The organism is Vagococcus sp. CY53-2 (assembly GCF_022604695.1).
GTDB lineage: Bacteria > Bacillota > Bacilli > Lactobacillales > Vagococcaceae > Vagococcus.
Map to the genome: position 1 here is coordinate 429,730 of NZ_JALAHP010000001.1, position 17,270 is coordinate 446,999.

The window sequence follows — 17,270 nt, forward strand, 5'->3', positions numbered from 1 at the left end:
ATTTAACAAGATAGACACTCCTTTCCACCATAAAATGGTAAATTAACTCACTATTTTACCATCTTTCATTTGTAAAATATGTGACGCTGTTTTGGTTAAAAATTCATTATCATGACTGATGACTAAAACAAATAAGCCATATGACTGAACTTTTTTCAATAATTGGCTAACAGAAACCATGTGACGATAGTCTAAGCCGCTTGTTGGCTCATCTAATATAATCCATTCTTTACCAGATAAAATAGCACTGGCTATAGCTACACGTTGTTTTTCACCACCAGACAAGTTTTGAGGGTGTAACTGTAATAAAGACCCTAAACTTAATTCCTCAACAACTTCATCAAACAACTCTTTTCTCTTCGATTGCACTAATAATTCTTTTTCTACAGTTTCAAAAAATAATTGCAAATTCACATCTTGCATAACAAGAAAACTACGATTAAGGCGTTCTTTAGCAGATAATGGTACACCATCAATTAAAAACTTGGATCTTTGACCATTATCAGATAACAATCCTGTTAATATTTGAACAAAAGTTGTTTTTCCAGAACCATTCTGACCGATTAATCCCGTGATATGTGACGTATCAAGCGATAAGTCGTCTATGCTAAGGATAGTATTTGAATGCTTATAATGAAAATTAAGATTCATTATATGAAGTTTAGAAGAATGAATTACTTCTTTAGAATAGTTATTTATTAATAATTCACTTGGCTCATTTAACGTACGCAAACCCATCTCTTTCTGAATAGTTGGAAAGAGTGAATAGAAGTCTTCAGAAGGTAAATTATAGCAAACCTTTCCCTTATTTAACACAATATATCTATCTGCTAAATGTGTTAAATAAAACAGACGATGTTCTGCAATAATTAATGTACAACCTTGTTGCTTTAAAATTGATAAATAAGATGATAGTTGTTTGATTGTTGAATAATCAAGATTGCTAGACGGTTCATCAAATAAAAACAAACGATGTGGTAGCATACAAGCTGATGCAAAGGCTATCCGCTGCTTTTGTCCGCCTGAGAGTTCTGTTACTTTTTTTCCTATCAACTCTCTCAAATTGAACAATTCTATAATGTCATCTATACGAGTCTCAATCTGATTAGCAGGTACTCCATAATTCTCCATTGAAAAAGCCAATTCACTAAATACAGAAGTAGTGAAAAACTGCGTTTTAGGGTTTTGAAATACTACCCCTATATCTTTTACATAGTGATTAAAATCTAATGGTGGTAAACTTGTTTCTAATACAGTTGCATCACCGGTTACTTCACCTTCGTACAATTCGGGGATTAAACCATTTAGTAGACTAATAAGCGAGCTTTTCCCACTGCCACTTTCTCCAGTTAATACAACTACTTCACCAGTATTGATTGATAACTGAATGTCTTTTAACACAGTTTTATCATCTCTTAAGAGGTTAACATGGTCAAAATGAATCATAATATAACACCTCCCTCAATTAATAACAATACCAATAAACTTGCCAGTAGTAAATAGTCTTGAACCTTTAATCTAATCGAGATAACACTCGTATGCTGGCCTTCATATCCCAAACCACGCACAAGTGCTGTAGCAGATAATTCTTGAGCTGTATAATCAACTTGCTTTAAAATTGGAACTAAAAAATATTCCATTGTTTGAATAGGATGTTTAACCACTTGAGAAAAAGATAAATAAATCCCTCTAAATTTCATAGCCTGTCTAATTGATTTAAAATCATGACGTAGTGTCGGAAAAAAACGACAAATGACAATAAAAGGAATAATTAAAAAGTTCGGCATATGCCATTTTTTCATAGCAGCTACCCACTCACCTACAGAGGTATTTTGTGTTGCAAACATTCCTGCGGCAACTGGTGGAAGCAAACTTTTATAGACAACTAAAATAAATGAGATTATAGCGGATAATACTCCTGTAATCTCATGAAAGAACTGTGTTGTGAGAAAAACTAATGCAATATAACTCATAAATATGACCATCGCTTTTTTTATCGAACCACTCAAACACAATAAACAGGTCATAAATACCATAAAAATAAGTTCCATTGATGGATTGGCTCGTGACATTAAGATTAAACTGGCAAAAATAACGGTCACTAATTTACTTCTTGGATCAAATATAATATATCTATTATTTTTCAAAACCAATCCACCTCTAACTTATTTATTTTGCAAAATGTTTATTATAAATAATCTGCCCAATTTTAAGTCCCACAAAACTTGTAATCACGACTAATATCATTGATACAAAAAAACTAGCAGTACTAACTCCCTCAAAAACGCTATTAACATAAGTCATATCTTTTCCTTTAGCTAATAAAGAATCTATATAAGCATCTCTCATAAACCAAAGTGGTAAAATAGGACCAGTCAAACCAAAACTAAAAATAGTATAACTCAACATTATTTTGGGTTTATCTGCTATTTTTGTTTTAGTTTGAACAAAGTCAGCTAACAAAGGAAATAAAAAACTAGGTAAGAACGCTAACGGAAAGTATCCAAAAGCAAAAAAGAAAACAGCCATAACAGACCCAACAATAGTAATTGCACCAAATTTTGGTATTTTATTTACCACAATAAGGTATATTGTGCCAGAAATAAGTGCTGACATGCTCGGAACAAGCAAACTATGAAAAACCGGCACGGTAAAACGCATCAACATCGTGGCAATAAATACTGTAAAAAAATAGACTGTTGCATACACACCTATAGAAATCAAATCTTGAACTTTTAACTTTTTCATAACATAAAAACTCCCTAAAAATTTTTTTAACTTAGTCATTATAACATAGTTAAAAATTATGAGACATTTTTTCACTAAAAAATTCACAGAGCTTTTCTTAAAATAACAAACTATTCCAATCTTTACATGAGATGATTATCATATAATTTATCATTCTTTAAATTAATAATAATCTGTAATTCTTCCATATAATGCTCATATTTTAATAACAAGCCACTAACTTTTTTAATATATAAAACGAAACAAAAAAGCAACGACGAAAGGTTATCATCGTTGCTTTGGCTACTATTTTTGTCTATCATCAATTGCTTCAGTTACATCATATGCAATATCATCAGCACTTAACACAATATCATCTTCTATAATAGGGTTTACAGTGGACTTTAGTTTATCAGAATTAGTTTGAAAACCTTCACTCAACGTTTGTGTTTGATTTTTAAAATTATCTAATAACTCAGAAGAATCATCTTTCAATTGGGAAATCTGTTCTCCTACCCAAGGGTATTCAGCAGTTTTTTCTTTTGCTAACTCTCCTAATTCAACCCCTTTTTCTTGAGCTAAATCAACTAATTCACTTGCTTTACCATCAGATAAGTCATCTAATTGTTCTATTAAATCTTTTCTCAATTTTTTTCCACTGGTTGGTGCTAATAAAAGAGCTGCTGTTGCTGCTGCTACTCCTCCAATAACTGCACCTGCTAAAAAGCCACTTGATTTTTTGGACATGCTATTTCCTCCTAATATTATTCTATTTATTTTTCTTAAACAAGTGAGAAGCTGTTTGTGCTGCCTTTCCCACAACTGTTGCAGTAGCTGCTGTCTTACTTGCTTCCCCTACTTTTGATAATATTGTTTTGCTTGAACTGTTTAATTCTGATACGCTTTCACTTAAATCAGCTACTGCATGAAATAGTGGATCAATTGTTTCTACTTTTTGCGTCACATCAGATAGTAAATCATTTCCAATGACTAATAAATCCTCACTTTGTTTTAACAGTATATCAACATCTTGTGTTAAAACTGTGACAGTTTTGTCCGCCTCATCTAAAATTCCATTAACTTTTTCCATTGATTTGGTTATATTTTTATTTAATTGCAATAAAAAAATGACTAGCACTACTACTAATACTGCAAACGCTACAGCTGCTATTATAGCGGCTACTTCGGTCCCTGTCATATAAAACATCTCCTACCTCTCTTGTAAATTACTAACAATAGAATACCATTATCTACTTGATTTCACAACAATTTATACATTATTATAGTAAGTAATGCTTGATATGAAAGGAGTGTTTATTTTGCAAGAAACAACAACAAGTTCTCAGACACCAGAAGTACTAAATGAGGCTGCAAAAAATGTGAGAGGGATCAATCATTTTTTGAATCAACTTGACTGGAATAAAATAATTGCTTCGGTTATTAATAAGGCTATCTTAATTTTAATCGTTTTACTATTACTGACGATTATTCGTAAAATCTTATTTAAAGTGATTGATAAATCATTTAAGAATAACAATAAAAAGAAAGATAATTTTAGCGAAAATAGAATGCATACGTTAAGAACCTTATCCCGCAATGCAGTACAGTATAGTTTATTTTTCATAGGTATCTATTCATTCTTGACCATTATAGGTGTCCCTGTTGGATCATTAATAGCTGGGGCTGGAATTGCCGGTATCGCTATTGGTCTTGGAGCACAAGGGTTTATTAATGATGTATTAACAGGATTTTTTATTATTTATGAACGTCAATTAGATGTAGGTGATCATGTTGTAATTGATGATATTGAAGGAATTGTCAATGATATTGGACTACGCACTACTCGTATTAAAAGTTTTAATGGGACAATGAACTATATACCTAATCGCCAAATCCTTATTGTTAGTAACTTATCTAGAGGCAATCAATTAGTTGTAGTAGATATCAGAGTTAACCCAACCGATGATATTGATCAAATAATGGCTATTATGAAATCAATTAATGAAGAACAAATTATTAATTTAACCGATATCCGTTCTGAGCCTAACCTTGTTGGATTAGTTGATTTAGGTAATGGTTATTTCGCTATTCGTTCAACTGTTTATGCTATTAGTGGGTCTCAATTTGGAGTCAAAACACAAATGATGACGGCTTACATTGAAGCTTTAACAAAAGCAGGCATAAAACTTCCTTCTACACCGCTTAACCTTAAACTATAACATAGTGATAGAGTCTTCTACTATTAGGTAGGAGACTCTACCATTATTAATCTTGCGATATAAAATAATCAGTCATCAGTGTTACGCCCTTTATTAAAGCAGACTCATGAGGATTAAATGATGGATGGTGTAGTCCATATTGGCTGTCCACTCCAAGCCAAAACATTGTCCCTGGTATTTGCTTTAATAAATAACCAAAATCTTCAGCCGTCATCAATGGAGTGGCTGCTTCAAATAGAATATTTTGTTGTTCATTAAAAAAATCAATTAATTTTTTTGTCGTAAAGTAATTGTTTACAACTGGAACATATCCAAGCTGATCAAAATTAATATCGACTTTACACTGATAGGAAATCTCAATACCTTTTGCAATATCTTTTACACGCTGAACAACTAAATCAGTCATCTCATGTGTCAATGTTCGAATCGTTCCAGTTAAATCAGCTGACCCAGGTAAAACATTGCTCGCAACACCAGCATTGAGTTGCCCAAAGGTAATAACAGCTGATTCCATTGGATTAACATTTCGACTCACAATAGTTTGAATTTGTTGAACAAACGATGACACTGCAACAATCATATCATTTCCTTCATGAGGTAATGCTGCGTGGCTTTCTTTTCCGTAAAAACGAGCACTAAACCCACAATCTCCAGCAAACAATGTTCCCACACACGTTGAAACACTTCCTACTGGTAATGTTGGGCTCACGTGTAATCCATAGATTTCATCAATCATTGCTACATCTAAAAAATGATTATCTGTATATATTTTAGCACCACTTTTATTTTCTTCAGCTGGTTGAAAAAAGAAAACCACATCATTATTTAATTGGGCATTCACCACATTTTTTAATAATCCTAAGGCAATGGTCATATGGAAATCATGACCGCATGCATGCATAACGCCTTCATGTGTTGATTGAAATGCTAAATCAGTGTTTTCTAATATTGGTAATGCATCCATATCTGTACGCCAAGCAATCGTCTTTGATGGGTTTCTCCCCTTAACAATCACTATAATAGCAGTATCTTGTACTTTAATAATCAATCTATCTTGAGGTAATGCATAGATGTTTTCTAGTAAATAGGTCGAAGTTTTTTCTTCTTCCAGGCCAATTTCTGGTATTTGATGTAACTTTCTTCTAATTCGAATCAACTCATCTTCTGAAATACGTTCCATATATGTCCCCCCTTACTTATTTCATCATCACGTTATATTCCGTTTCTAATTCATGTGCCAAATGATTAACAGCTTTTAATATTTCTTTTCTCGTAATGATCCCCATAAATTGATTGTCTTTATTCACAACAGGAATAAAATTATTATCAACTAATAAATGAAGTGTTTTTTCTAAATCTATCGGTAATTGTGCAGGTGAAACATTGGTATCCATTACATCAGATACTTTTTTACCAGACAAATTTTGTGGTTCAAAATCTTCTATCCCAAACATTTGATCAACTACTTGGGATAAAGAAACCAAACCTACTAATTGTTCTTCTTTATTTAAAACTGGTACTCGAGAATACCCTATTTTCGTTAAAACAAGTAGAGCATGTTCAAGTGAATTTATTTCATTTAATGTCGCCACATTTTCTGCGGATATTAAAAAATCTGCTTCATTTTCTAACAATAATTTTTTTACGGTCGATCCAATCATATCATTTCCTCCATACACCTTAAATCACTAATCCATTAAAAAGAAATGGGTTAATTCTTTTTGTAATTCATGTCTTTCATTATAATATTCAACTAAATATCCATCTGATTGATGTGTAATGATAGCATATGTCTTTAAATAGCTATACTTACCCCGTGGTTGAGAAATACTACCTGGGTTTAATAACAAAATATCATCGACCATGTCCACAAATAACTGATGTGTATGTCCATATAATACGATGTTTGCCTGTACTTCTTCAGCCTGATAGAGTAATTTATCAAATGTCATATTCACGTTAAATAAGTGCCCATGTGTTAATAAAACTTTATCCTCTGATGTCTCTATAACTTCAACAGTATCGTATTCCTGATAATAGTCACAATTTCCACGCACAACATGAAACGTTGACCAAATATCGTCCTTAGGAGATAATTCCGAGTCCCCACAATGAAAAAAATAATCCACATCATTTAACCATTTTGCTTTTATATCTTCTAAATAAGATACCACACCATGATTATCACTCACAATTAAATATTTCATTTACTTTTCTCTCCTAACCAAGTATCTATTTTTTTATCCAATTCATGTAAAGCCTTTGCTCGATGACTAATCTTGTTTTTTTCATCTGCCGTCATTTCTGCTAAGGTTTTATCTGTTTCTGGAATAATAAATAATGGATCATAACCAAACCCATTATTTCCACGTGGAATACGCCCAATCATACCTGATAATTCGCCTGATACCACCAAACTTTCTTTTCCTGGTTCAGCAAGTACTAGCGTACAATGAAACTGTGCTGTACGTTCATTCATTGGTATATCAGTTAATTCATGTAATAACTTAGCATTATTCGCTGCATCACTTTTTCTCTCCCCTGCATATCTTGCTGAATAAACGCCTGGTTGTCCACCCAACGCATCTACTTTTAAACCAGAATCATCTGCTAAAACCAAGCAATGTAACTCTTTAGCAATCCCTTCTGCTTTTAGTCGAGCATTTTCTTCAAATGTTTTTCCTGTTTCTTCAATATCTGCCATTTCTGGATAATCAAGTAATGTTTTAATCTCGTATCCTCTTGATTTAAATAAGTCAACAAACTCTTTTGCTTTTCCTTCATTTCTTGTCGCAATTAATAAATGATTGTTCAAAACAGGTGCTTCTTGTTTTTTCGCAACATTTCTTAACGCTAACGCATTTTTTTGCAAGCGAATAAGTTCTGTCACGCTTTTTTCAGCATAATCTAATAATTGATTCAACTCTCCTCTTGTAAAGGTTGCCTCTTCACCTGTCCCTTGAATCTCAATTAATTCTAATTTTTCTGTCATCACAACATTACAATCAACTTGAGCTGCTGAATCTTCTTCATAATCTAAATCTGTGATTACTTCTCCGTAGTGATTTAACCCCACACTAATCGCAGCCAAGTAAGATGTAATTGGATTTTCTGTTAATTCTCCGCTTTCTACTAAAGTGTCTACTGCCATTTTTAAGGCTAAAAATGCACCCGTAATACTAGCTGTTCTAGTACCTCCATCTGCTTGAATCACATCGCAATCAATTACAATCGAGCGTTCACCTAATTTTTTCAAATCAATCACCGAACGTAGTGATCGACCAATCAATCGTTGTATTTCCATTGTACGACCTGTTAGTTTACCCTTGCTACTTTCCCGTCTATTTCGAGTATGCGTTGCTCGTGGTAACATACTATATTCGGCCGTTACCCATCCTGTTCCTGTCTCTCTTAAAAATGGAGGAACAGAGTTTTCTATCGTTGCATTAACAATAACCTTTGTATTTCCAAAACTAACTAAAACTGACCCTTCAGGATAATCTAAATAGTCTAATACAAAAGATACTTTTCTCATTTCATTATTTTTTCGTTTATCATGTCTCATTTTCTAATCTCCCATACGTGTAATATCTACATGTTCTACTATTATGTTTTCTAATGACAACCAATCAGAACTGATTTTTTCAAAGTTTCGAACCGATCCTGTTGTGTAAAATTGGTGATCTTTTAATGTTGTATCTGGTAGGGCTGCTATTTCATAATAATCAAGTAACACACTCACTTCAGTAATTGTTTCAGCTCCTGAATCAATTAATTTAACCTTTTTTCCCATGACATCTTTAATAAATGGTTTTAATAATGGGTAATGAGTACATCCCATTACTAACGTATCGATGTCTGATGTCTTAAAATACTCCAACGTTTCAGCTACAACTTTTTTAGCGATAGTTGATTGATACTCATGACTTTCTACAATAGGAACAAATTTTGGGCAAGCAAGCCCTAATACATTAACATTTAATGACTTACGTTTTATTTCTTTGGTATATTCTTCACTATTTATCGTTCCAACCGTTCCGATGACACCAATACGTCCATTATGCGTTTCTCGTAAAGCAGCTCGAGATCCTGGGACTATTACCCCTACAACAGGAATATCTAATGACTCTTTAATTTCTTCCAAAGCGACAGCAGTTGCAGTATTACATGCAATCACAATCATTTTGACATTCTTTTTTAATAAAAAGTGAACCATATCCCATGTGAATTCCTTAATTTGTTCAACTGGACGTGGTCCATATGGACATCTAGCAGTATCTCCAATGTAATACAGTGTCTCATTTGGTAGTTGTTTTAATGCTTCTCTTACAACTGTTAATCCTCCTACACCAGAATCCAAAAAACCGATTGGCTGATTGTTCATGACGTCTACCTCATTCTTTATATAATTCATCCAACCTCTATTTTCTCTTTATTTCATTGATAATTCAAGTTAAAGCGTTAAATTTTAATGCTTTATTATATCTTGTCTTATTAACGCAAAAGAGTAACAGTTTCCTGTTACTCTTAACAAATTATAGTGTTAAACTTGGTTTAGCATTTAAATGCCAATCAGAAACATGCTGTTTTTGATACTCCACAAATCCAGCTGCTCCAATCATTGCTGCGTTGTCTCCACATAAACTAATTGGTGGCACAACTAGTGTCACATTTGGTAATTCTTTTGCTAATTCAATTTTCAAGGTATCTCTAAGCCCCTTGTTAGCAGCGACACCACCTGCGACAATTAATTGCTTCACATCATACACTTTACAAGCTCTTATAGTTTTATCGACTAAAACATCAATCACACTTTGCTGAAAACTTGCTGCTAAATCAACATCACAAAGTACTTCTTCACGTTGTTTGGCATTGTGCACCAGGTTAATCACTGAACTTTTTAGTCCACTAAAACTAAAATCAAAATTATCTTCTTTTATCATGCCTCTTGGGAAATGATAATTATCCTGACCTTTGTGAGCTAGTTCGTCAATTTCTTTTCCACTAGGATAGGTTAATCCTAATACTCTACCTACTTTATCATAAGCTTCTCCTGCTGCATCATCTCGTGTTTCACCAATGACTTCAAATTCACCATGTTCAGTCATATACACAAGTTCAGTGTGTCCACCACTTACAAGTAATGCCATTAAAGGAAATGTCATCTCTTCCACAAAGCGAGCTGCATAGATGTGACCAGCCATATGATTAACGGGAATAAGTGGTAAATCATTTGCCCATGCAAATGATTTTGCTGCAGTAATCCCAATCAATAAAGACCCTACTAATCCAGGTCCATAAGTTACTGCAACAGCCGACAAATCAGAAACTGTGATATTAGCTTCATCTATAGCTAATGACATACACTGTATAATTTGTTCTACATGATGACGACTAGCGACTTCTGGAACCACTCCACCAAATCGCTTGTGGCTATTTATTTGAGATGCAACAATATTAGATAAAATATCATTGCCATTTTTAACAACAGCAACGCTTGTTTCATCACAACTACTTTCTATTGCAATAATATATATTTCTTTTTTTTCCATTTTTTCACTTCCTAAATCTCTAACTGCATTATTTTCGCATCATCACTTGGGTGTTTGTAATAATTTTTTCGTATTCCTAACTCTTTAAAACCGTGTTTATCATAAAAAGAAATTGCTTCTATATTTTTGACTCTCACTTCTAAACAGAAGTGTGACACTTTTTTCTGTTTTAATCGTTGACACATATCTTTCAACAATTGTGTTGCAATTCCTCGATGTTTATAACTAGGGATAACACCTATCAATAATAATTCAGCTTCATCCAATACTCTTTGACAAATAATATACCCTATCATTTCATCATCTTCACAATGGTAAATGATTTCAGTATTTGCTTGCATAAGTTGTGATTCAAACTGTGATTCAGTCCATGGGCTGCCATGTTCAAAAATAGTATCACTTACTTTTTTTAACTGCCTAGCCAAATTTTTATTATTCATAACTCACGTCCTAAAGTCTTAAAGACATTTCAATTGCATCTTCATTCGAAGAAATATAATAATTTTCTTTCACACCAATTTGTTTAAATCCAAATACTCGATATACTGAAATGGCTTGATGGTTAGATGCTCTTACTTCTAAACTCATGGTTAAACAATTCATTTTAACTGCTTCTTTTCTTAATTGATGAAGAATCTGCGTTCCAATACCTTGTAATTGGTAATTTTTCAATACAGCAATATTCGTAACATGAGCATCATCACACTCTATCCGAATACCACCAAATCCGACTAATTCATGATTTAATTGTGCTTTGATGTACCGACCATACTTTTTTTTACTTAGTTCCATCCACAAAATAGCCGTACTCCAAGGAGACTCACCATCGTAAACATTTTTTAATAATTGCTGAAACGCCATAATGTCAGTTATTTTGGCTATTTGAAATTCCAAATCCGCTTCAATCATAACATCACCCCTCATTGATTAACTTAAACGTTCAACGTAAGACTGTGTTTCAACTTCCCCATACTGTTTTTTTAACCATTCTTCTTCTGCTTCAACTTTTTTCAAATAAGTTGGAACAAAGACATCGATATCTGTTATTTCTTCCATAAGATATTCTAATTCCAACATAACAGCTGGATTAGAAGGTTGAATGATTAACTCGATTTCTGCTTCAAGGGAAAATGTTTCAAATAAACTTTGTAATTTACCAAAATCTTCTCCGATAAAAACAATCGATTCTCCATAACTTAGTAAGATTTTAGTCCACTCTTCAAATGATATATATTGATCTTCAATAACATTCATTAATTTAGAGCCGTCATATTTATAAGCACCTGTATATAAAAAGCCTCGCCTAGCATCCATAAATGGCACAATTAATTTAGTTGTTTGTTGAATATTTTTTGCTAAACAAGCAAGTGAAGATATAGCATATAAAGAGGCATCCAAGCTCCAACTTAATGTTTTAGCTGTTGTCACACCAATTCTTAACCCCGTATAGGAACCTGGCCCTTTTGCCACAATTATTTTAGTGATATCTGTCGGTGCTAACCGACTTTCACGAACACAAAAATCAATCGCTGGCATCAATGTTTCACTATGATTTTTACTTGCTTGACTGTAATAAGACGAGATGAGATTCTGTTCTTCTCCAAGTACGACACCTAGCGCTTTATTTGATGTATCAATACCTAGTACTGTCATAATTATACCAATCCTTTTTCTATTTTTCTGTTTCATTGTAGCATAAAAGACTACCTTCTTGTGTTATTTAGAAATAAAAAAGAAAAAGAGTCTTCTTACTTGTTTTGATAATAAGAAGATTAGATAAGGATTCAACTAACCAAAGCAGTCAAAATGATATGTATCGATTCATTCATATAACTATTAAACTTCCAGTATGATTGATATCTTTTAGGCAACATGATAATACATGTTTTTACATTATAGTTTGGCTTCATAAAAGTTAAATCATTACCTTTAAAATATACAATAAAAATAGAATAGGATTACTTTATGTTAAATTACTATAAACAATTGGCCAAGAACCATCCATATTGGCATGTCATTTTTATTTTAAGTATCGCTAGTCTAGTTGGAATACTAATTGAGTATTTAATTAATAAAAATTTTATTGGTTCAGGTATATATGCTAGTGTTCTTTTAGGAATAATTGAAATAGCCAGAGTTAAAAAAAAAAGCATCATCACAATTGGTAATTAAACTCTCTCAACATAAAAAAAACCCCCTCGATATTAAAAATAATCGAGGGGTTAACACTATATGAAATAACGTCATAATATTACTCTGCAAGTAATGTAATATCAACATTTCCTTTAATTGCCTTTGTATAAGGACAAATGGTTTCAGTTTCCTTTAGATATTTCATTGTATCATCTTTAGATAAACCGTCTATTTTACCAATTAAAGTGACTTCAAGATGTAAACTGTGTTCATCAGGTAAATCACCAAGTAACGTAACTTCTGCTCTAATTTCACGATGATGATCAGCTAACCCATCACGCTTCAAAGGAAATTCTAATGCACCATTAAAACAAGCAGAGATACCTGCTGCAAATAATTCTTCTGGATTAGTATAACCTTCCTTTTTTTGTCCGCTAGTTTTTAAATCTAAAAATCCAGTTATAGATTTACTTTCTCCTTCACGGCCTCCACTATTTACTACAGTTGAAATTGACATTTTTTTTGACATACCTATTCCTCCTATCTATTAATCAATTTTACAAAAAAGTTGTATTATTTTCAAATAATCGAACTGAACTATAGGATAATAATCATCACTATAAATATTGAGATTTACAAACTGATACCTTTTAATTTAATACAATACTATATAACTATATAAAATTTAACTCATTTATACTGTCTATCTCCGTTTATTATCTCTTTTAATTTTATGATTATTATTTTAAAATAAGAATAAAGAAATATTAAAAAACTAACAATTTGAATAACTAATATCACCCCCAAATAATCAGTTGTTTACTATCTGCTCCTAATAAGTTTTGCCACATTATAGTAATAGAAAATAACAAAATACCTACTAAAAGAATATAAAAAGAATGTTTATATTTTTTCGTATAATTCTCCTTTTCTAATTGTAATAATATAATGTTTAAATATAACTATATTAATATCGAACATCAATATATTTGGTAACCAATAAAAATAGAAAAATTAAATAAAAGATATGTATAAAGTCATTAATAACTATAAATTACTACTAAATAAAAATAGTATATATGAATGTAAAATAAAATATGCTGAAAAAATAAAAATTATTATAATTTAAATAGAGCTCTTTTTAACATACATATTAATTAATATAAACTAAAATTAGACTATAAATTACCAATAAAGTATCGGAAATTTATAGTCTAAACTTGTTTTTTATTATTATCCCATTTTTCAGAACAATATTGTACCTAATTATATTATCAAGCTTTCTCTTTAATTTAACCTATTTTAAATGGATAAGCCAAATAAGTAAGACAGTAATAGAACAATAGCTCCCATAATATTATTCATAAAGTGTACTAACATAGAATCAATAATTCGACCACGTGAACTATATGCCCCATACATCAAAGCACCTAAAGAGGCATACATCCCGAAAGAAATAATATTTGAAGATAAATGAACGCTGGAGAACACTAGAGAGGTCACAATCATTGGAACCCAGACAGGCATTTTTGGAAACAGTAATGTCGTTGGTAACCCACGAAAAATTAGTTCTTCTAGAATAGGAGCTTTAATAGCTATGGTAATAGTCATAATCAACACATAATAAATCGATTCATCTTGAGAAAATAATGCCGCAATCGCTTCATCATTAGCACTTGAACCAGTTCCATAAAATTGTTGCATTAAACCAGTTCCAACAATAGCTATCACACGTCCTAATAAAAAGATTTTAAACGCACGCCATATGTCTTTTCCTGTAACACTTGTATCAATATCATGTGATTTTTTTTTATAGTATCTCCAAATAAACCATATCACACCAACCAATACAATTAACCAACACATAAACAAAATAAAACTCACACCATTTTGTTTTTTATTAAAAATAGGTTGAAACAGGGTTAACAATACTGAAGGAAACTCACTCACTATCAACATACCTAAAATAATAAAAATACCAATAATAAATAATGCGATTTTTTTACCTATAGAAACTTCTTCTTTCAATACTTAACCTCCAATTCATTGCTTAATATTTCCATTGTACATAACCAATTATCTCGTGATTTTTCAAAAATTTCTTCATTTAATGTAATAATAAATTGGTAGCCTGTATCTATTTTTAATAAATCATAAGTAAAATCTGTACTAAATAATCCTTTTTTTAAAGAAACTGTTAGAGAAAAAATATAACTAAAAATCAGCCATAAATCCTTAGCTTTCTTTACTTGAATAACCAACTCATTATTTTTTAGACTGTTATAAGATAGCAAAGAATCTTTAAAAAATGGCAGAGTTTGATGACAAGTCATTTTTCTATTTTTTTGAGGTCTTCTTCCAATCAAATAACTATGTCCTTTAAATGAATTTTCACTACAATACTGTAATTCATATTGTGGATATAAATCAACGATTCCTGTCATTCTATCCAACAAATAACTATTCATTAATAAATATGTGTGAGCCTCTGTAAAAAATATTCCTTCTTCGATTTCTTTTTTTGTTGGGTTTAATTGATATCCCCAACTGTCATTAGCTAAATTTAACCGAATAAATCGTCTAGTCTTTTTTAAATAATCTGAGTGATGAACAAATACTCCTTCATTACAAAAACAGATGGGACAAATTCCTTCTTCCTCATTATCATAATCTTCATGTGTTTCACCTGTTAGATAACCATTCACTTGATTCAACCAATAAAAATAATTTGTTGCCTCAACTGCAGAGGTTTCAAATTTTTTAGCAAACATAGCATTCACGACAGATGGTGGTGGTGTTAAAATATCCATCAAACTTTGTGATAAAAACTCAATATCTTTATCAGTTTGATAACAATCTGGCTTATTTTTCTTAGCAATTTTTACTAGAGAGTGACACAATTCCTCTGTTGAAAGATTAGAAATTTGATTTCTGGTATCGACTATTTCTCCACACCCAATCATTTCAGCTATCTTATTTTGAAGATAAACTCGATCTAGTCGCATCCAGCCACCGGATTCAATCGCTAAACTAACAAAATCATAAACTACCTGAGAGTCTTTCATAATGATTCTCCTTTATTAAATTGACTAACCAATATTATAAACTATTTTTACAAAAAAAACCTGTTTTTTCAAAGAATTTCCTCTTTAAAAACAACAGATTTTTCTCATTATAATTTACTAGCCGCTTCTTCATCTACAATAATAGTCACATCAGGATGAACTTGTAAAGCACTTGCAGGGACTAATTCAGATACAGGTCCTTTAACCGTTTCATAAATAGCTTGAGCTTTTTTTGGTCCATAAGCTAATAAAATAATTTTATCTGCCATCATAATAGACCCAATTCCCATTGAATACGCTTTTGTTGGAACTTCTGAAATATCAGAAAAATTTCGACTATTTGCTTCAATCGTTGATTCCGTTAGATTAACTTCACTTGTTTTACCATCAAAAGAAGATCCTGGCTCATTAAATCCAATATGTCCATTTTCGCCAATTCCTAAAATTTGAATATCAATTGGATGTGCTTCTAAAATTTCATCATAGCGTTTGCATTCTTCCTTCGCATTTTTTGCCATGCCGTTTGGTAAAAATGTTTCTTTAAATGGTTTTTCATTAAATAAATGTTCTTTCATAAAATAATGATAGCTTTGTGGATTGTCTGCTTTAAGTCCGACATATTCATCCAAGTTAACAGACGTCATATTGCTAAAATCAACATCACTTTCTATCATTTCTTTATATAATGCCTCAGGAGTACTTCCAGTTGCTAAACCTAGCGTTTTAATTCCATTAGCCATTCCATCTTTAATCATATCAAAAGCAACTATTGCACCTTCAAATTGGTCTTTTACTTTAATGATTTTCATAATAAATCCCTCCATCATTGGTATAGTCCAATTATACTCTTATCTGTTTCTTTTTTCAAGAAAGAGTTTTTTTTCCATGATTTAACTAGCTATTGCCCACTAAAGATATACCACCAGCAATCATTTTTTAAGACGCTATTTTTCTTTAAATACTAAATATTAAATGAATATTGTTCATTTATACATACAATAAGTCACAAAGTAAAATAATCAAACAGTCACATTAGACTTTAATCCTTGAAAAATTATCCGAGTTCATCAATTTTTTTTATCTTCTAATCAAATAGTAGTACATATTATTTGATACACCCAATACAACTCGATACTATAATATAAATTAAATGTAAAAAAACATCACCTTACTTTTTAAAAAGTAAGATAATGCCTCTTTTAATAACTATAATGATTCTCACCATCAGCATATTTCATAGCTTGTTTTTGAACTAGCTCAATATATATATCTTCTGCTTCTTCAATACTTGTACAATTAATCGTAATTTTCTTCCCATTTTTTTCCAATCGATCCTGAACTAATTTTAGTGCCACATTTTGATTTAATTTTTTGGATGTTTCTTGATAATCTTTTTTCATTATTTATCAGCCTTTCTTTTATTAATCACGGACAATTAATTATGTATCAAATATATTTTAACTCTTAACTACTGAACAGTTATAATAAAACTATAAAATATTAACGATTAATAAATGAAGAATTAAAAACAATAAAAAAAACAAAATGCTTAATATTAACATTCTGTTTTTTAT

At 31.4% G+C, this 17,270-nt stretch carries 20 protein-coding genes; 1 reads left to right on the forward strand and 19 read right to left on the reverse strand.

Annotated elements, in window-relative coordinates; translation table 11 throughout:
* Window positions 1–42: 42 nt before the first annotated feature.
* The 5 genes from MN581_RS02075 to MN581_RS02095 all read right to left on the reverse strand — a co-directional run bounded on the left by MN581_RS02075 (window position 43) and on the right by MN581_RS02095 (window position 3,925).
* Entirely contained in the window at window positions 43–1,446 is a 1,404-nt protein-coding gene (locus MN581_RS02075; protein ID WP_241699081.1) for an ABC transporter ATP-binding protein, read from the reverse strand.
* Window positions 1,443–2,147: an energy-coupling factor transporter transmembrane component T gene (locus MN581_RS02080; RefSeq protein ID WP_158559414.1), complete on the reverse strand. Its 705-nt coding sequence runs from the start codon at window positions 2,145–2,147 to the stop codon at window positions 1,443–1,445. The genes MN581_RS02075 and MN581_RS02080 overlap by 4 nt, the downstream gene beginning before the upstream one ends.
* A gap of 22 nt (window positions 2,148–2,169) precedes the next feature.
* Window positions 2,170–2,748: an MptD family putative ECF transporter S component gene (locus tag MN581_RS02085; RefSeq protein WP_117972873.1), complete on the reverse strand. Its 579-nt coding sequence runs from the start codon at window positions 2,746–2,748 to the stop codon at window positions 2,170–2,172.
* Between the two features lie 285 nt (window positions 2,749–3,033).
* Window positions 3,034–3,474, reverse strand: a complete 441-nt coding sequence (locus MN581_RS02090; RefSeq protein ID WP_117972874.1) for a YtxH domain-containing protein — start codon at window positions 3,472–3,474, stop codon at window positions 3,034–3,036.
* Between the two features lie 22 nt (window positions 3,475–3,496).
* Window positions 3,497–3,925, reverse strand: coding sequence for a DUF948 domain-containing protein (locus MN581_RS02095; protein ID WP_117972875.1), 429 nt, complete (start codon window positions 3,923–3,925; stop codon window positions 3,497–3,499).
* 121 nt (window positions 3,926–4,046) lie between these two features.
* Between MN581_RS02095 and MN581_RS02100 the strand changes: the two genes are divergently transcribed.
* Window positions 4,047–4,946, forward strand: a complete 900-nt coding sequence (locus MN581_RS02100; RefSeq protein WP_158559419.1) for a mechanosensitive ion channel domain-containing protein — start codon at window positions 4,047–4,049, stop codon at window positions 4,944–4,946.
* 46 nt (window positions 4,947–4,992) lie between these two features.
* On the opposite strand, the gene MN581_RS02105 is transcribed toward MN581_RS02100, so the two are convergent.
* The 14 genes from MN581_RS02105 to MN581_RS02170 form a co-directional block, all read right to left on the reverse strand.
* The gene (locus MN581_RS02105) at window positions 4,993–6,126 is read right to left on the reverse strand and encodes an N-acetyldiaminopimelate deacetylase (protein WP_241699082.1); all 1,134 of its coding nucleotides are present in this window, start codon (window positions 6,124–6,126) and stop codon (window positions 4,993–4,995) included.
* A 16-nt stretch (window positions 6,127–6,142) separates the two neighbouring features.
* Entirely contained in the window at window positions 6,143–6,607 is a 465-nt protein-coding gene (gene cbpB / locus MN581_RS02110) for a cyclic-di-AMP-binding protein CbpB (protein ID WP_241699083.1), read from the reverse strand.
* 27 nt (window positions 6,608–6,634) lie between these two features.
* Window positions 6,635–7,153 carry a metallophosphoesterase gene (locus MN581_RS02115; RefSeq protein ID WP_117972879.1) on the reverse strand — a complete coding sequence of 173 codons (519 nt, stop codon included), beginning with the start codon at window positions 7,151–7,153 and terminating at the stop codon, window positions 6,635–6,637.
* Complete coding sequence (gene rph, locus MN581_RS02120) at window positions 7,150–8,511, reverse strand: ribonuclease PH (RefSeq protein ID WP_117972880.1); 1,362 nt, start codon at window positions 8,509–8,511, stop codon at window positions 7,150–7,152. The genes MN581_RS02115 and rph overlap by 4 nt, the downstream gene beginning before the upstream one ends.
* Window positions 8,512–8,514: 3 nt before the next feature.
* Window positions 8,515–9,330: a glutamate racemase gene (racE, locus tag MN581_RS02125; protein WP_117972881.1), complete on the reverse strand. Its 816-nt coding sequence runs from the start codon at window positions 9,328–9,330 to the stop codon at window positions 8,515–8,517.
* A 151-nt stretch (window positions 9,331–9,481) separates the two neighbouring features.
* On the reverse strand, window positions 9,482–10,498 hold the full coding sequence (gene tsaD / locus MN581_RS02130) for a tRNA (adenosine(37)-N6)-threonylcarbamoyltransferase complex transferase subunit TsaD (protein WP_241699084.1): 1,017 nt from the start codon (window positions 10,496–10,498) through the stop codon (window positions 9,482–9,484).
* Window positions 10,499–10,509: 11 nt separating this feature from the next.
* Window positions 10,510–10,938: a ribosomal protein S18-alanine N-acetyltransferase gene (gene rimI / locus MN581_RS02135; protein WP_241699085.1), complete on the reverse strand. Its 429-nt coding sequence runs from the start codon at window positions 10,936–10,938 to the stop codon at window positions 10,510–10,512.
* A 10-nt stretch (window positions 10,939–10,948) separates the two neighbouring features.
* Window positions 10,949–11,407, reverse strand: a complete 459-nt coding sequence (gene rimI, locus MN581_RS02140) for a ribosomal protein S18-alanine N-acetyltransferase (protein ID WP_241699086.1) — start codon at window positions 11,405–11,407, stop codon at window positions 10,949–10,951.
* Between the two features lie 18 nt (window positions 11,408–11,425).
* Window positions 11,426–12,151, reverse strand: a complete 726-nt coding sequence (gene tsaB / locus MN581_RS02145) for a tRNA (adenosine(37)-N6)-threonylcarbamoyltransferase complex dimerization subunit type 1 TsaB (protein ID WP_158559426.1) — start codon at window positions 12,149–12,151, stop codon at window positions 11,426–11,428.
* Window positions 12,152–12,749: 598 nt separating this feature from the next.
* The gene (locus tag MN581_RS02150; protein ID WP_117972887.1) at window positions 12,750–13,160 is read right to left on the reverse strand and encodes an Ohr family peroxiredoxin; all 411 of its coding nucleotides are present in this window, start codon (window positions 13,158–13,160) and stop codon (window positions 12,750–12,752) included.
* 773 nt (window positions 13,161–13,933) lie between these two features.
* A complete protein-coding gene (locus tag MN581_RS02155) occupies window positions 13,934–14,659 on the reverse strand; it encodes a type II CAAX endopeptidase family protein (protein WP_241699087.1) in 726 nt (241 codons plus the stop codon).
* The gene (locus MN581_RS02160) at window positions 14,656–15,696 is read right to left on the reverse strand and encodes a hypothetical protein (RefSeq protein ID WP_117972889.1); all 1,041 of its coding nucleotides are present in this window, start codon (window positions 15,694–15,696) and stop codon (window positions 14,656–14,658) included. The genes MN581_RS02155 and MN581_RS02160 overlap by 4 nt, the downstream gene beginning before the upstream one ends.
* Window positions 15,697–15,803: 107 nt before the next feature.
* The gene (gene nagB, locus MN581_RS02165; protein WP_117972890.1) at window positions 15,804–16,505 is read right to left on the reverse strand and encodes a glucosamine-6-phosphate deaminase; all 702 of its coding nucleotides are present in this window, start codon (window positions 16,503–16,505) and stop codon (window positions 15,804–15,806) included.
* A 390-nt stretch (window positions 16,506–16,895) separates the two neighbouring features.
* Window positions 16,896–17,096: a hypothetical protein gene (locus MN581_RS02170; protein ID WP_117972891.1), complete on the reverse strand. Its 201-nt coding sequence runs from the start codon at window positions 17,094–17,096 to the stop codon at window positions 16,896–16,898.
* Window positions 17,097–17,270 lie beyond the last annotated feature (174 nt).

Bases quoted from the DNA above. Each gene is read 5' to 3' on its own strand.
- MN581_RS02075 (WP_241699081.1), bottom strand. From the start codon at position 1,446: ATGATTCATTTTGACCATGTTAACCTCTTAAGAGATGATAAAACTGTG.
- MN581_RS02085 (WP_117972873.1), bottom strand. From the start codon at position 2,748: ATGAAAAAGTTAAAAGTTCAAGATTTGATTTCTATAGGTGTGTATGCA.
- MN581_RS02090 (WP_117972874.1), bottom strand. From the start codon at position 3,474: ATGTCCAAAAAATCAAGTGGCTTTTTAGCAGGTGCAGTTATTGGAGGA.
- MN581_RS02095 (WP_117972875.1), bottom strand. From the start codon at position 3,925: ATGACAGGGACCGAAGTAGCCGCTATAATAGCAGCTGTAGCGTTTGCA.
- MN581_RS02105 (WP_241699082.1), bottom strand. From the start codon at position 6,126: ATGGAACGTATTTCAGAAGATGAGTTGATTCGAATTAGAAGAAAGTTA.
- cbpB (WP_241699083.1), bottom strand. From the start codon at position 6,607: ATGATTGGATCGACCGTAAAAAAATTATTGTTAGAAAATGAAGCAGAT.
- MN581_RS02115 (WP_117972879.1), bottom strand. From the start codon at position 7,153: ATGAAATATTTAATTGTGAGTGATAATCATGGTGTGGTATCTTATTTA.
- rph (WP_117972880.1), bottom strand. From the start codon at position 8,511: ATGAGACATGATAAACGAAAAAATAATGAAATGAGAAAAGTATCTTTT.
- racE (WP_117972881.1), bottom strand. From the start codon at position 9,330: ATGAACAATCAGCCAATCGGTTTTTTGGATTCTGGTGTAGGAGGATTA.
- tsaD (WP_241699084.1), bottom strand. From the start codon at position 10,498: ATGGAAAAAAAAGAAATATATATTATTGCAATAGAAAGTAGTTGTGAT.
- rimI (WP_241699085.1), bottom strand. From the start codon at position 10,938: ATGAATAATAAAAATTTGGCTAGGCAGTTAAAAAAAGTAAGTGATACT.
- rimI (WP_241699086.1), bottom strand. From the start codon at position 11,407: ATGATTGAAGCGGATTTGGAATTTCAAATAGCCAAAATAACTGACATT.
- tsaB (WP_158559426.1), bottom strand. From the start codon at position 12,151: ATGACAGTACTAGGTATTGATACATCAAATAAAGCGCTAGGTGTCGTA.
- MN581_RS02150 (WP_117972887.1), bottom strand. From the start codon at position 13,160: ATGTCAAAAAAAATGTCAATTTCAACTGTAGTAAATAGTGGAGGCCGT.
- MN581_RS02160 (WP_117972889.1), bottom strand. From the start codon at position 15,696: ATGAAAGACTCTCAGGTAGTTTATGATTTTGTTAGTTTAGCGATTGAA.
- nagB (WP_117972890.1), bottom strand. From the start codon at position 16,505: ATGAAAATCATTAAAGTAAAAGACCAATTTGAAGGTGCAATAGTTGCT.
- MN581_RS02170 (WP_117972891.1), bottom strand. From the start codon at position 17,096: ATGAAAAAAGATTATCAAGAAACATCCAAAAAATTAAATCAAAATGTG.